The following is a 13,727-nucleotide window of genomic DNA, read 5'->3' on the forward strand; positions in this document are numbered from 1 at the left end:
CCTTTTGGCCGCCCCCGCGCGCGGCCGTGGTTTTTTGCCACATCAGCGGCGTTCCGCTTTCGGCGGGCACTTCGGGCCGCTGCAGGCGGCCGCCTCGCGCTCGCCACGGTGACGGTCGGAGTGCTGGATGATCGCCGAGATCAGGGCGACGTCGCTGTCGACCGCCGGCTCGGTCGTTGCCGCTGCTGTCTTGCGCTGACGGGCGGCGGCGTCCGATTTCGTTTTCGCCGTGGCTTTTGCTGTGGTCTTGGCCGTGGCCTTGGCCGTAGCCTTTGCGCGTGTCGGAGCCGGCTTGGTGGATTTAGCCGTTTTCTCCACCTTTTTCTTCTCGGCGGTAGGGCGTGCAGCCACTGCCGGGGCTTGCGCCTTGGCCGGTTTCGCCGGCTTGGCTTCCTGCACCGTACGTGGCGCGGCTTCCTGGGCAGGAGGGGCCGAAACTTCCGGAGCAGGCTGCGGCGCGCTTTCTTGTGGGGCACGCGGCGCGGGAGCCGGTGTCGGCGCCTTGGTGCCCGCGAGCTCGTGCTGCGGCAGCATCACCAGCGGCGGCGGGGCGCTGGCGACAGTGGCGTCGCGTGGCCGCGCGGATTCGTCGACGACAACAGCCGGGCGGGGCGCCTCGATGGCCGGCGCGGTGACGGCCGCGGGCGGCGGGGCCGGCGGCAGCGCGGCTTCCGTTGCCGGCTGCGGCGCGGCATTGTTGGCGAGATCGTGCTGGAACTGCAGTTCCGCGGCGGTGCGGTGGTTGTCGTAGGCGAGCCAGGCGACACCGCCGGCCAGGATGCCGACCAGGGCCGCCGCCGCGCCGTAGGAGGCGAGGCGCACGCCGGACATGCGCGAACCCGGACGCCGGGCCGAATCGCGTTCCAGCATCGCCAGAATGTTCTCTTCCCCGGCGCCACGGCGCGACGACATGAGGTTTGGTCTTGTCGAGGCTGCTTGATTTTCGTCTGTAGGGCGCACGGCATACCTCCTAAGATGGTCGTTCTTGCTCCGATTAGAAACAATCTGGGGAAATCCATGCTGATCTTTGTCGCGCTTCTTTACTTTTGCGTCGCCTGCAGCCTGATCTGGCTGGCGTGTTTCCCGAGCGGACGGATCTTGATCAACCAGTTGATGTTCGGATTGCGTAGCCGGTTCGGCCGCATGGCCGGCCGGCGCGTCGTTTCAGTGGGGCAGTTGCTGCCGTCGCGGCGCGGCCTGGGCGAGCTGGCGCAGTCGCTCTCCAGGCAGTTGCGGCGCCACTGGATCGTGCTGGCGATCGTGATTCCGGCCGTCGCAATTCCCTCGCTGCTGGCGCTGGCCCTGCGCACACCGGACATGCTGCCCGACTACGAGCCGACCCCGGCCCTGCCGGACGCGCAGATCGCCGCGCTGCTGCAGGGCGAGCAACTGGTGCCGCCGAGCGATCCGCCGCCGCTGGCCTTTTCGACCCAGGAAGTGGTGCAGGTGCGGCCGATGCTGGTCAATGCGAGCCGCAACTGGGGCCTGATGCATCCGGACTTCGCCCAGCGCCTGCTGCTCGCGTTCAAGATCATGAAGGAAAAGCATGGCTACGACATGGCCCTGCTCGAAGGCTACCGCAGCCCGGCGCGCCAGGATTTGTTGGCGTCGATGGGCGGCGCCGTTACCAATGCGCGCGCCTTCCAGAGCTGGCACCAGTACGGTCTCGCGGCCGACTGCGCGTTCTGGCGAGACGGCAAGCTGGTCATCTCGGAAAAAGACCCGTGGGCGATGCGCGGCTACCAGCTCTATGGCGAGGTCGCCGAGCAGCTTGGGCTGACCTGGGGTGGGCGCTGGAAAATGATGGATCTGGGGCATACCGAGCTGCGTCTGCGGGGTGTGATGCGGCGTTGAGCGGCCGGTTCGGAGTTGAGGAAAGTCAAATTTTCGATAGGCAATAGATGCGAGCATTGCCTGTCGGACTTTCCTCAACTTCACACACTCCCGCCATGGCCCGTCTCTGGAAGTTCCTCATCGACAGCCGCGTGCTTGTCGTGATCGGCATCATCGCCTGCCTCGGTATCCTGTTCCTCACCGCGGAGACCTTCGAACTAGGGCTCATCTGGGCCGTCATCAGCGCCCTCGGGCTGCTGGCCCTGTGGGGCTGCTTCTGGGGCGTGCGCCAGCTCTTCCGGCGCCACGCCGCCACCCGCCTCACCAATAGCCTGGCCGCCGGCGGCGACGCCAAAGGCGAGAACGGCAGGAGCGAAGTCGCGGTACTGCGCAAGAACATGCTGGAGGCGATCACCACGATCAAGACCTCGAAACTGGGCCTGACGCGCGGCGCCGCGGCGCTCTACGAGCTGCCGTGGTACATGATCATCGGTAACCCGGCGGCGGGCAAGAGCAGCGCCATCGCGCACTCCGGCCTGACTTTTCCGATACCCGGCAGCAAGGCGGTGCAGGGCGTGGGCGGCACCCGCAACTGCGACTGGTTCTTCACCACCGACGGCATCCTGCTGGACACCGCCGGACGCTATTCGGTGCAGGACGGCGACCGTGCCGAGTGGTTCAGCTTCCTCGAACTCCTGAAAAAGCACCGCCGCCGCGCGCCGATCAACGGTATCCTGATCGCCGTCAGCGTGGCCGAACTGACCTCCGGCCCCGCCAGCGCGTCGATGGAGCTGGCCAAGAGCCTGCGCACCCGGGTGCAGGAACTGACCGAACGCCTGGGCGTGTATGCGCCGGTCTACGTGGTGTTCACCAAGGCCGACCTGATCGCCGGCTTCTCCGACTTCTTCCACGATGCCGAGCGTACCGAACGCGATCGCGTCTGGGGCGCGACGCTGCGCTACAACCGGCGCAGCTCGCCGCAGGACGTGTTGGCCTTCTTCGACCAGCATTTCGACGAACTGCATGACGGCCTCAAGGAAATGAGCCTGGCGAACATGGCCGGCAACCGCAGCGCGCGCATGCGTCCCGGCGTGTTCACCTTTCCGCTCGAATTCGCCGCGATCCGCAGCCCGCTGCGCGCCTTCCTCTCGACCCTGTTCGAGGAAAACACCTACCAGTTCAAACCCGTGTTCCGCGGCTTCTACTTCACCAGCGCGCTGCAGGAAGGGCAGGTACAGGATCTGTCGTCCAAGCGCGTGGCCAGCCGCTTCGACCTCGAACTGAACGACCGCAAGGAGGGCGAGGCCGAGGAAACCGGCGAAGGCTCGGGGGAAGGCTATTTTCTGCTCGACCTGTTCCGCAAGGTGATCTTCGCCGACAAGGATCTGGTCAAGCGCTACACGAACCCGGCCAGCGCGCGTCTGAAGTACGCCGCCTTCTTCGCCGCCACCGTGCTGCTGGGCGCGGCGCTGGGCGGCTGGAGCTGGGCCTACATGGGCAACGTGCAGCTGGTGGCGAACGTCCAGGCCGACCTCGACAAGGTGATGCGGCTGCAGGAAAAACGCATCGATCTGCAGTCGCGCCTGGAAGCGCTCGACATCCTGCAGGATCGCATCGAGCAGCTGGACAAATACCGCGAAGACCAGCCCTGGGCGCTTTCCTTTGGCCTGTACCAGGGCGAGAAACTGGAGCGCAAGCTGCGCGATGAATACTTCGCCGGCGCGCGCGCGGTGATGGTCGAACCGGTGGCGGGCGCCCTCGAAACCATGCTGGCCGAGGTGAATGCGCATGCCGCATCGCTCGATCCGAATGCGGCTGCGGCGCCGACCTCCAAGCCGGGCCAGCCCTACCAGGAAGTCTCGCCCACGAATGTCGCCGACGCCTACAACGCCCTGAAAACCTACCTGATGCTGGGCGATAAGCGCCATGCCGAGCCGGGCCACCTGAACGACCAGCTGACCCGCTACTGGCGCACCTGGCTGGCCGCCAACCGCGGCGCCATGCCGCACGAGCAGATGATCCGCAGCGCCGAGCGGCTGCTGACCTTCCACTTGGCGCAGATCGACGACCAGGCCTGGCCGCAGGTGACGCTGAAACTGAGCCTGCTCGACTCGGCGCGCGAGAACCTGCGCCGCGTGGTGCGCGGCACGCCGGCGCGCGAGCGTGTATACGCCGACATCAAGACCCGCGCCGCCACGCGCTTCCCGGCGATGACGGTGGCGCGCATCGTCGGCGACGGCGACGCCGGCTTGGTCGCCGGCAGCCATGCGGTGAGCGGCGCCTTTACCCGCGCGGCCTGGGAAAAATACGTGCAGGGCGCGATCCGCGAAGCGTCGAACCGCGAGCTGCAAAGCACCGACTGGGTGCTGAAAACCGTGGCCAAGGACGATCTGACACTCGAAGGCAGCCCGGAGCAGATCCAGAAAACCCTGGTCGACATGTACAAGGTCGAGTATGCCAAGGAGTGGGCCCGCTTCGTGCAGGGTGTGACCGTCACCGACCTCAAGGGCTTCGAAGGCAGCGTGGTGGCGATGAACCGGCTGGGCGATCCGCAAGCCTCGCCGATCGCGCGCCTGCTCAAGGCAATCTACGACGAGACTTCCTGGGACAATCCCGCCGCCGCCCGCGCCAACCTGGGCAAGACCGAACGCACGCTGGCCATGTGGTTCAAGGAAGTGGTGCTGCGCCGGGCGCCTGCGGATGCGCGTACGCTGGCCGATGCAGCCGGCCAGCTGGCCACCGGCACGGCGGGCGCCATGGGCCCGATCGGACGCGAATTCGCCGGCGTCGCGCGCCTGGTCGGCACCCGCGAAAGGGAAGCCTCCCTGATGACGGGTTACCTGGACTGCCTGTCGCGCCTGCGCACCCGCCTGAACCAGTTGAAGAACCAGGGCGACCCGGGCCCGGGCGCCAAGCAGTTCATGCAGCAGACCCTGGAAGGCAGCGGCTCGGAACTGGCCGACGCACTCAGGTACGTCGACGAACAGATGCTGACCGGGATGAGCGACGCGCAGAAAGCCGCGCTGCGCCCGCTGCTGGTGCGGCCGCTGGTGCAGACCTTCGCCATGATCGTGCTGCCCTCCGAATCCGAGATCAATAAGACCTGGCAGGCGCAGGTGGTCGATCCCTTCGAAAAGACCCTGGCTGACAAGTATCCGTTTTCCCCGGCCAGCAAGATGGAGGCGACGAGCGCCGAGATCGGCCAGGTGTTCGGACCCGAGGGCGTGGTGGCGAAGTTCATCAATACCTCGATGGGGCCGCTCGTCATCAACCGCGGCAGCATGCTCACCGCGCGTACCTGGGCCGACATCGGCATCACGCTGGCACCGCAGGCGGTGTCGGGCTTCCCCGGCTGGGTTGCGCCGCTCTCGAGCAACGGGGTGGCGCAGGCGGCCGGCGGCGTGCCGCAGACGGTCTTCCAGCTGCAGGCGCATCCGGCGCCCGGCGCCACCGAATATACGATCGACATCGACGGCCAGCAGCTGCGCCACCGGAACACGCCTCCGGTGTGGACGAACATGGTCTTTCCTGGCCCGGGCACGGCCGGTGCGCGCATCAGCGCCATCACCTTCGACGGCCGCACGGTAGAACTGTTCAACGAGCCGGGCCAGTTCGGCATGCGCAAGATGATGGAGGCGGCAACCCAGCAGAAGAAGGGCGGCGGCGTCACGGAGCTGCGCTGGGTCAGCGGCAATGTGGCCGTCGTCGTCGACCTGCGCGTGATCAGCAATGCGGCCACGGCCAGCAACGGCAAGGGTTTCCAGGGCCTGCGCCTGCCGCAGACGATCGTCGGGCGTCCGGTGGTCGAGCCGACCATCGCCAGCATTCCTGCGGGAGTCCAGTGATGCGTGCGCCTGCACTCGACCGCATCGGCTATTTCGGCAAGGTGCCGGCCCGCAGCGACTTCGTCAAGCTGGCCCCCGATGCTGCGGCGATCAGCATGCTCGACGACTGGCTGGCCGCCGTGATGCAGCGCCTGCCGTCGGACGCGCGCTGGAAGATCAACTACGATGCGATGGCGCCGGTCAGCTTCGCCTTCGTCGGCCCGGCGCGCCGCCATGCGGTCGCCGGCCACCTCGTCGCCAGCCGCGACGCTCCCGGCCGGCGCTATCCCTTCCTGATGATGCGCACGCTCGACGTCGTCGATCCGACCGCTTTCGTCTCGCGCTGCCCGCTGGCCTTGGCGCCGCTCTGGGCTTTCCTGGAAGCGGCCGCGCCCGGGGTGATCGATGCCGGCGATCCGACCCCGCAGCTGCAGGGCATCAGCGAGGCGGCGATCGCGCTGGGCGAATGCGACGACGCGCTGGCGACCTTCCTGGCGACCGGCACCGTCGGCTCCCTGTCGGCGCTCCTCGGCGGGGAAGACGCCAGCCGCGTCATCCTTGCGCTCGGCCTGCTGCTGCAGCCGGTCATGCACAGCAAACCGACGCAGCTCGACAAGAGCCTGGTGCTGCCCCTGCCCGAAGAGGAAGCGCTGCGCGCGCCGGTCGCCGCCTTCTGGCTCGAACTGGTGGCGCCCTTCGTGCGCCGCGCCGCTTTCGACCTGGCGCTGTTCCTGACGACGCAGGACGAACAGCCGGTGCTCGTGATCGGTTTCTGCGGCGCGGCGGCGCAGGCGCTGCGCGGCATCATCGATCCGCTGGTCGGCCAGGAATTGCAGGTGCGCCTGGAAGACACCGGCTGGATCGACGAGCAGCTCGGCCTGGACGTCGACGTGCGCGCCCTGGCCAGCTACCTCGACCAGCCGCAGCTGCCGCTCAAAATGGCGCGCGAATTGTTCCTGAAGACCTTCATCGGAGACGCATCGTGAGCAAACAGATTGTTATCGCCGCCGCCTTGCTGGCGGCTGCTGCGGCGCATGCCCAGGCGCCTGCACCGGCCACGGCCGCCGCTGCGACGCCCCCTGCCACGGCGCCGATCGTCGTCGCGGGAACGGTCGCCGACGAAGCGGCCAAGGCGGCGCTCCTCGGCCGTCTGCGCGCGGTGTACGGCCATGACCGGGTAGTCGACCAGCTCGCGGTCGGCACCGTGTCGACCCCGGCCAACTGGAACGAATACGTCGGCCGCCTGATCAACCCGAACCTCAAGCTGATCAGCCGCGGCCAGCTGAAAATCGACGGCAACACGGTCAGCCTGCGCGGCGACGTATCGAACGAGGCGCAGCGCCAGCAGATCGCCGGCGACATCGCCACCAGCCTGAATCCGACCTACACCGTCAACAACGGCCTGCGCGTGGCCGCGTCCGAGCAGAGCGTGCTTGATGCGGCCCTGGCCAACCGCATCATCGAATTCGAATCGGGCAAGGCGGCGCTGACGCCGTCCGGCATGGCGATCCTCGACCAGATGAGCGAGGCGCTGAAGAAACTCAACGGCATCAAGGTCGAGGTGATCGGCCACACCGACAACGCCGGCTCGCGCGCGGGCAACCTGTCGCTCAGCCAGGCACGCGCCGAAGCCGTCAAGACGTACGTCGCCACGCGCGGCATCAAACCGGATTCGATCGCGGTCTCCGGCGAAGGGCCCGACCGCCCGGTAGCGGATAATCGTACAATCGATGGTCGCGCTCGTAATCGGCGCATCGAATTCAAGGTAGTTCAATGACCGCAGGCGCACGCAAACAATACTTCCACAATCTCTTCCTGCTTCTCGCTGTCGGCGCCGCGCCGGCACAGGCCAGCACCTGCTACGGCCGCGTCGCACAGGGCAGCATCGCCGGCGCCGTCGCCCTGCCGGACAATGGATCCAACTTCGAAGCGTATAGCCGGCTCGGCGTCAGCCTGGGCCGCACCTATGTCCACGAGCGCGTACGCGAGGTGATGACCGATGCGTATGCGCTCCTGGCGCAGCGCCGTCCCGCTACACGCTACGTGTATGGCGAGACAGGTCTTGCGAAAGGAGGCAGGATGCGCCCCCATCGCACGCACCAGAACGGCCTGTCGGTCGATTTCATGGTGCCGGTGGTCGACGCCGGCGGCAGGTCGGTGGCCTTGCCTTCGTCGCCGCTCAACAAGTTCGGATATGGCCTGGAGTTCGACGAGCGGGGCCGGGCAGACGGGTTGCGCATCGACTACGCTGCCATGGCCGACCATCTGCATGCCTTGAGCGAAGCTGCCCGGAACCGCAAGGTCGGCATCAAGCTGGTCATCTTCGAACCGGCACTGATGCCGGCGCTGTTTGCGACTGCGCGGGGGGCCGCCTTGCGCAAGCTGCCTTTCATGCGCGGCAAACCGTGGGTGCGGCACGACGAACACTATCACGTCGATTTCGCGGTGCCTTGCGAGCCGCTTCCGGTGGGAGGAGCTCGCCCGATCAAGGCAAGGTAATCGTCACATTCGCGGCGCGCGGGGGCAGCTTGACGAGGTCGTTGTAGCTGGCCAGCGCCTTGTCGGTGTCGGTCGAGAGCTTCGCGCGAAAGCCGACGTAGGCGCCCAGGCCGGCGAGGGTGAACACCGCCATCAGCACCCACGGCGAGAGGTCGCTGCGCAGCGTATTGACGATCTGGTCGGGACGTTCGGCGTGCGGCGCGAAGCCGCGGTCCTTGCCGCGCATGCGGGCGATCTCGGCGCCCAGGCGCGCGACCAGGTAGGCCAGCTTGTCGTGGCCGTCGAGCGCATAGCGGCCTTCGAAGCCGAGCAGCAGGCACATATGAAAAACCTCGAGCGCCTGCAGGTGCACGCTTCCTTTCGCGCGCAGGTCTTCCAGGCGGTGGAAGAAGTGCTCGCCCGCGAGCTGGTCGCCGAACACGCGCAGCTGCAGCGGGCGGGTCTCCCAGGCTTCGCGCACTTCGTAGTCCGAGCGCAGGATGATCTCGTCGACCGCCGAGCAGAACGCATACTTGGCGGCGGTGACGTCTTCCGCCGCCACGCCGATGGCCTTGGCGTTGCGGTCGACGTCGCCGAGGAAGGCCGTCATGTGGTCGGCGAAAGCGGCCTTGTCGTGCGGCCCGCAGCCGTTCTTCAGCAGGAAGAGCGCATAAAAACCTTCGTACATCAGGTCGACCAGCGATTGCGGTGCGCCGCCTGCGGCACCCCGGGCCGGCGCGGGCGCCGTGCGGCGTTCGACGAGGGCGTTCATACGGTTACTCCAATCAGGTCGAGCTGCAGGTCGCGGATCCCGTTCGGGACGAAGATCGAAATCGCTTGCGCCTTGAGTATGTTGTCGTACAGCACGCCCTTGTTCTCGAGCGCGAAATAATGGGTGTCGGGCCGCACCGGCAGGGCGGCCGGCACCTGCGGCGCGTGCACCAGCTCGATGCCAGGCAGGGCCGAGAGCACGAATTTGTCGACGTCCTGCGGCGCGCCGAGCTTGAAGCGCTGCGGCACCACGTCGATCAGCTGCAGGGCCGGCATGTCGGCCGATACCGCGAGGTACAGCATGGTCTGCGCGTTGATCTTGCCCGAGTCGAGGGTGCCGACATGGTAGGACGGCCGCTCGTTCGACAGCGCGATCGAGAAGTAGCGGCTCGAGACGACGGTATCGAGCAGGTCGCGCAGGATCGCGTCGAGGCGGGCGAAAGCCGGGCCGGGGTCGAGGTGCGAGTAGGCCGGCAGATCTTCCAGCTTGTAGCTGCGCGAATAGGCCATCAGGCCGCCGGCAAGCGCCAGCATGTCGCCGAACAGGCGCTCCGGGTGCAGCTCGGGATGATGCAGGTAGTGCGACAGCGCCGCATAGCCGGAACTGGCCGTGTGCAGGAGCCAGAACGAGGACATGTCTGCGCCGCGGATCTCAACGACATTGCGGCTTGGTTCGCGCATGTGGCCGTAGAGCGCGTTCACCTTGGCCAGCAGCTTTTCCATCAGGCGTGCGACGCTGTTGTGCAGGCCGGGTGCGCCTTCGACCGACACGCTGGGGGCGATGAAGCCCGGGTCGACTTCGAAGCCGCCGGCGGCCACCCGGCGCAGGCGCACCAGGGGGAAGCTCTCGTAGGCGGCCAGGGCGTCGACGTCGGACACCAGTTGCACCGTCTTCCTCAAATAGGTGATGCCGGCGTCGGCGGCATGGGTCAACAGATCCTGCGTGTCGCGCTCGTGCTGGACGAAGCGCGCGTCGTCGCGCTCGGCGTCCATGTCGGCGCAGTTCTCGCCATGGGCCTTCATCGCCGGCAGGGCGGCATGGAAGGTGATGGTCTGGGTCGAGGGCGGCAGGGCGCCGAGCTTCACCTGGGGCGGCAGCGCGTCGGTCTCGGGCGCGCGCACGATCTCGCCGTCCGGGAAGACCAGCGACAGCGCGTCGATGCGCAGCACGTCGTTCGCCAGCGACTCGTGGTCGATCGCGAGACGGCGCACGCCCCAGGCATACGGGTGGAGGGCGCGCGCGGTCTGGTTCAGGCGCGCCTCATGGTAGCGATCCTGCTGCTGGAAATACTGGGGGCGCAGGAACAGCCCTTCGCCCCACAGCAGTTTCGATGGCATGTTCACTATGTCCTCGCGAAGTATGGTTTGCGGAAAAAGTTGAGCTTGCTGGAAGGCCGGCGCGTCTTTATTGACAGCGCGCAGAACCCGTCGCCTTGCCGCCGGCGCTTGGCTGGGCCCCGGCGCCGGCCGCGAGCGCGCAGGCCTGCACGGCGACAGTGACGCCGGCGCGCTCCGCCTCGGCGGCGGCGAAAGACATGCGCCAGCGCTGCGGCGCCGGCGAGTGGAACAGCGCCACGACGCCGACATAGGCCGCGTCGCGCGTGACCCTTTCGACGACTTCGTAGCGCTGGCCCGGCACCAGCGTCACGTCCTTCACCTCGAGCAGGTCGGCCCCGAAGGCTTCGCGGTCGAGCCCCGGCGTCAGGAAGGTCGCGTAGGGCGCCGCTTCAAAGGCGGCGTTCTGGCGCAGGGTGTAGATTCGGGCGACCACCGCCAGCGGCCGGCCCTTGGCATCGGCATTGAGCTTGGGAGCGGCATGCAGACGCAGGGGAATACTGCGTGGCGTCTTCATCAGCTCAGCCTGGGTTGGCTTGCGCATGCCGCTCGCTTCGAGTGCGCGGCCAGCCAGGCCGTCGCCGGCGCAGCCGGGCAGGGCGGCGGCGAGGAGCAGGCAGGTGAAGGAGTGGGCTTTCATCGATTCTTGCCTCTCGTAAATTGCGCCAACGCTTATTTAACAGCATCGCCATGCGTTTCATCTGCGTTGGCGCAAGTCGAACCGGCTTCGCACAGCTATGTGCCGACCGGTGCGGTTGTTGACTAGTCGCAACTCTCGTGGAATTGCTTCCCGAATAATGGCGGCTGGTTCAACGTACTGGAGAGCGAAAATGAGATTCACACGACTGATGCCCGCCATGGCGTGCGCCGCACTGTTGACCGCTTGCGCCTCGCCGGGAGATGGGTCGGGCACGCTAGCGAAGGGGGCAACGATGGAGGCGTCCGTGGCGGCAGCCGATGCCGCCGTCGCCGCGGGCCAGCCCGACAAGGCCTTTGCCGTCCTGAAGAGCGCGAGTCAGGCCTTCCCGGCTGATAAGACGCCCTGGGTGCGCATGGCCCAGATGCGCTTCGACGCCAACAATTACGGTCAGGCCATCATCGACGGGCTCGAGGCGCTCGAGCGCGACCCGGACGACACCCTGGCCAATAGCATCGTGGCGGTCAGCGGCCTGCGTGTGTCGAGCAAGGCGCTGGCCGAGCTCACCCGCAAGAACAAGATCAATGGCGACGTGAAGAGCGAAGCGCAGGATCTGGCCAAGCTGCTGCGCACCAGCCTGGGCCAGGAAGAGCTGGTGGCACCGAGACCGAAGCCGCCGACAAGGACGAAGCCAGCCGGCACGACCACGACGGCGACGGCCGCCACGCCGAAACCCGGCCCGGCCTCGAACGACCCGTTCAGCGTGATCAAATAAATCTCGCGGGCCGGCGCCCGCCGGCCTGTCATCCCTTGGAGCAGCCATGGCAAAAAGTGAAAGCGTCCAGAAACGCTTGCAGAAGGTGCGCGCGCCGCGTGTGCAGATGACCTATGACGTCGAGATCGGCGACGCCATCGAAAACAAGGAACTGCCCTTCGTCGTCGGCGTGCTCGGCGATTTCGGCAACGATCCGGACGTCGAGAAGAAGCGCCTCAAGGATCGCAACTTCGTCAGTGTCGACGCGTCGAATTTCGACGAAGTGCTCGGCGGCGTGGCGCCGAAGGTGCAGTTCCGCGTCGAGAACCACCTGTCGGACGAGGGCGGCCAGTTCGGCGTACAGCTGCAGTTTCGCGAGATGGCCGACTTCCGGCCCGAAGCCGTGGTGCAGCAGGTGGCGCCCCTGAAAGGCTTGCTGGAAGCGCGCACCAAGCTTGCCGACCTGCGCAACAAGCTGGCCGGGAATGACAAGCTCGACGACATCCTGAGCGAAGTGCTCGGCAATACCGAAAAGCTCGAAGGCCTGCGTAAAACGGAGGGCAAATAAATGGCGGCGATCCTCGAACAAGTGACACAGCCATCTGCGACGGCGCCCGCGGTGGCGCATGAACTCGACAACTCCCTGCTCGACCAGATCGTCGAGCAAAGCCGCGTCGCCGCCTCGCCAAGCGAGCATGCACGCGCGCGCGACCTGATCTCCGAACTCGTCACCCAGGTCATGGCGGGCACGATGGTCGTGTCGAACAACCTGTCGGCGATGATCGACGCGCGCCTGGCGGAACTGGATCGCATGATCTCGAGCCAGCTATCGGCCGTCATGCACGCGCCCGAGTTCCAGAAGCTGGAGCGCAGCTGGACCGGCCTGCAGTACCTGGTGAAGAATTCGTCGACCAGCACCAGCCTGCAGATCCGCATGTTCAACGCCAGCAAGCGCGAACTGGTGAAGGACTTCCAGGCCGCCGTCGAATTCGACCAGAGCTCGCTCTTCAAGAAGATCTATGAAGAGGAATTCGGCACCTTCGGCGGCGCGCCGTATGGCGCCCTGGTGGGCGACTTCGAAATGAGCCGCCAGCCCGAAGATATGTACTTCCTCGAGCAGATGTCGCACGTGGCCGCAGCCAGCCATGCGCCCTTCATCACCTCGGCCGCACCGGAACTCTTCGGCGTCGACAGCTTCGGCGACCTGGGTAAGCCGCGCGACCTGGCCAAGGTCTTCGACACCGTCGAGTACGCGAAATTCAAGGCCTTCCGCGAATCGGAAGACTCGCGCTATGTCGGCCTGACGCTGCCGCGCTTCCTCGGCCGCCTGCCCTATAACCCGGTCGACGGCATGACGACCGAAGGCTTCAATTACGTGGAGGACGTGGACGGCACCGATCACAGCAAATACCTGTGGTGTAACGCCAGCTATGCCTTCGCCTCGAAGCTCACCCGCGCGTTCGAGGATTACGGCTGGTGCGCGGCGATCCGCGGCGTCGAAGGCGGCGGCCTGGTCGAAAACCTGCCGACCCATACCTTCAAGACCGACGAGGGCGAGGTCGCGCTGAAGTGTCCAACCGAGGTGGCCATCACCGACCGCCGCGAAAAGGAACTGTCGGATCTCGGCTTCATCTCGCTGGTGCACTGCAAGAACACCTCGTATGCGGCCTTCTTCGGCGCGCAGTCGGCGCAGACGGCGAAGAAGTATGCGAACGAGGCGGCCAACGCCAACGCCATGCTGTCCTCGCAGCTGCAATACATCTTCGCCGTCTCGCGCATCGCCCACTACATGAAGTCCATGATGCGCGACAAGATCGGCAGCTTCGCCGCCGCCTCGAATGTCGAGGATTACCTGAACCGCTGGCTGACCCAGTACGTGCTCCTCGACGACAACGCCAGCCAGGAGCAGAAGGCGCAGTTCCCGCTGCGCGAGGCGAGCGTGCAGGTGTCGGAAGTGCCGGGCCGCCCCGGTTGCTACCGCGCCGTCTCCTTCCTGCGTCCGCACTTCCAGCTCGACGAATTGTCCGTTTCCCTCCGACTGGTCGCGGAGCTGCCGCAGTCGACCAAAAGCTGATCCACCCATAACCCGAACCAG

General features: G+C 66.6%; 12 protein-coding genes. 8 read left to right on the forward strand and 4 right to left on the reverse strand.

The features are described from left to right. Positions 1-42 precede the first annotated feature (42 nt). The gene (locus ASF77_RS13435; protein WP_056340005.1) at positions 43-912 is read right to left on the reverse strand and encodes a hypothetical protein; all 870 of its coding nucleotides are present in this window, start codon (positions 910-912) and stop codon (positions 43-45) included. Between the two features lie 105 nt (positions 913-1,017). Between ASF77_RS13435 and ASF77_RS13440 the strand changes: the two genes are divergently transcribed. The 5 genes from ASF77_RS13440 to ASF77_RS13460 all read left to right on the forward strand — a co-directional run bounded on the left by ASF77_RS13440 (position 1,018) and on the right by ASF77_RS13460 (position 8,156). Continuing rightward, positions 1,018-1,854, forward strand: a complete 837-nt coding sequence (locus ASF77_RS13440) for a M15 family metallopeptidase (RefSeq protein ID WP_056340009.1) — start codon at positions 1,018-1,020, stop codon at positions 1,852-1,854. Positions 1,855-1,949: 95 nt separating this feature from the next. Next, entirely contained in the window at positions 1,950-5,678 is a 3,729-nt protein-coding gene (gene tssM / locus ASF77_RS13445) for a type VI secretion system membrane subunit TssM (protein ID WP_056340013.1), read from the forward strand. Then, positions 5,678-6,643, forward strand: coding sequence for a type VI secretion system-associated protein TagF (tagF, locus tag ASF77_RS13450; RefSeq protein ID WP_056340016.1), 966 nt, complete (start codon positions 5,678-5,680; stop codon positions 6,641-6,643). Before tssM ends, tagF begins: the two co-directional genes overlap by 1 nt. Next, complete coding sequence (locus ASF77_RS13455; RefSeq protein WP_056340454.1) at positions 6,637-7,434, forward strand: OmpA family protein; 798 nt, start codon at positions 6,637-6,639, stop codon at positions 7,432-7,434. The genes tagF and ASF77_RS13455 overlap by 7 nt, the downstream gene beginning before the upstream one ends. Then, complete coding sequence (locus tag ASF77_RS13460) at positions 7,431-8,156, forward strand: penicillin-insensitive murein endopeptidase (RefSeq protein ID WP_056340020.1); 726 nt, start codon at positions 7,431-7,433, stop codon at positions 8,154-8,156. Before ASF77_RS13455 ends, ASF77_RS13460 begins: the two co-directional genes overlap by 4 nt. Here ASF77_RS13460 and icmH read toward each other — a convergent pair. From icmH to tssJ, 3 genes are all read right to left on the reverse strand, one after another. Continuing rightward, positions 8,143-8,907 carry a type IVB secretion system protein IcmH/DotU gene (gene icmH / locus ASF77_RS13465; RefSeq protein ID WP_056340023.1) on the reverse strand — a complete coding sequence of 255 codons (765 nt, stop codon included), beginning with the start codon at positions 8,905-8,907 and terminating at the stop codon, positions 8,143-8,145. The two genes, ASF77_RS13460 and icmH, sit on opposite strands and share 14 nt — an antisense overlap. Continuing rightward, entirely contained in the window at positions 8,904-10,250 is a 1,347-nt protein-coding gene (gene tssK, locus ASF77_RS13470) for a type VI secretion system baseplate subunit TssK (RefSeq protein WP_056340026.1), read from the reverse strand. The genes icmH and tssK overlap by 4 nt, the downstream gene beginning before the upstream one ends. Before the next feature lie 61 nt (positions 10,251-10,311). Next, positions 10,312-10,881 carry a type VI secretion system lipoprotein TssJ gene (tssJ, locus tag ASF77_RS13475; RefSeq protein ID WP_056340028.1) on the reverse strand — a complete coding sequence of 190 codons (570 nt, stop codon included), beginning with the start codon at positions 10,879-10,881 and terminating at the stop codon, positions 10,312-10,314. Positions 10,882-11,185: 304 nt separating this feature from the next. On the opposite strand from tssJ, the gene ASF77_RS13480 reads away from it, so the two are divergent. Genes ASF77_RS13480 through tssC form a run of 3 tightly spaced genes read left to right on the forward strand, consistent with a single transcriptional unit; the run spans position 11,186 to position 13,706 of the window. Continuing rightward, the gene (locus tag ASF77_RS13480; protein ID WP_229445440.1) at positions 11,186-11,653 is read left to right on the forward strand and encodes a M48 family metallopeptidase; all 468 of its coding nucleotides are present in this window, start codon (positions 11,186-11,188) and stop codon (positions 11,651-11,653) included. Between the two features lie 46 nt (positions 11,654-11,699). Beyond that, the gene (tssB, locus tag ASF77_RS13485; protein WP_056340034.1) at positions 11,700-12,200 is read left to right on the forward strand and encodes a type VI secretion system contractile sheath small subunit; all 501 of its coding nucleotides are present in this window, start codon (positions 11,700-11,702) and stop codon (positions 12,198-12,200) included. Then, positions 12,201-13,706: a type VI secretion system contractile sheath large subunit gene (tssC, locus tag ASF77_RS13490; RefSeq protein ID WP_056340037.1), complete on the forward strand. Its 1,506-nt coding sequence runs from the start codon at positions 12,201-12,203 to the stop codon at positions 13,704-13,706. Positions 13,707-13,727: the final 21 nt, after the last annotated feature.

Source organism: Massilia sp. Leaf139 (assembly GCF_001424165.1).
In the GTDB taxonomy this organism is placed as follows: Bacteria; Pseudomonadota; Gammaproteobacteria; order Burkholderiales; family Burkholderiaceae_D; genus Telluria.

What these genes read in the sequence shown, in the direction of transcription:
- ASF77_RS13435 (WP_056340005.1), bottom strand. Translation starts at nt 912, where the DNA reads ATGTCGTCGCGCCGTGGCGCCGGGGAAGAGAACATTCTGGCGATGCTG.
- ASF77_RS13440 (WP_056340009.1), top strand. Translation starts at nt 1,018, where the DNA reads ATGCTGATCTTTGTCGCGCTTCTTTACTTTTGCGTCGCCTGCAGCCTG.
- tssM (WP_056340013.1), top strand. Translation starts at nt 1,950, where the DNA reads ATGGCCCGTCTCTGGAAGTTCCTCATCGACAGCCGCGTGCTTGTCGTG.
- tagF (WP_056340016.1), top strand. Translation starts at nt 5,678, where the DNA reads ATGCGTGCGCCTGCACTCGACCGCATCGGCTATTTCGGCAAGGTGCCG.
- ASF77_RS13460 (WP_056340020.1), top strand. Translation starts at nt 7,431, where the DNA reads ATGACCGCAGGCGCACGCAAACAATACTTCCACAATCTCTTCCTGCTT.
- icmH (WP_056340023.1), bottom strand. Translation starts at nt 8,907, where the DNA reads ATGAACGCCCTCGTCGAACGCCGCACGGCGCCCGCGCCGGCCCGGGGT.
- tssJ (WP_056340028.1), bottom strand. Translation starts at nt 10,881, where the DNA reads ATGAAAGCCCACTCCTTCACCTGCCTGCTCCTCGCCGCCGCCCTGCCC.
- tssB (WP_056340034.1), top strand. Translation starts at nt 11,700, where the DNA reads ATGGCAAAAAGTGAAAGCGTCCAGAAACGCTTGCAGAAGGTGCGCGCG.
- tssC (WP_056340037.1), top strand. Translation starts at nt 12,201, where the DNA reads ATGGCGGCGATCCTCGAACAAGTGACACAGCCATCTGCGACGGCGCCC.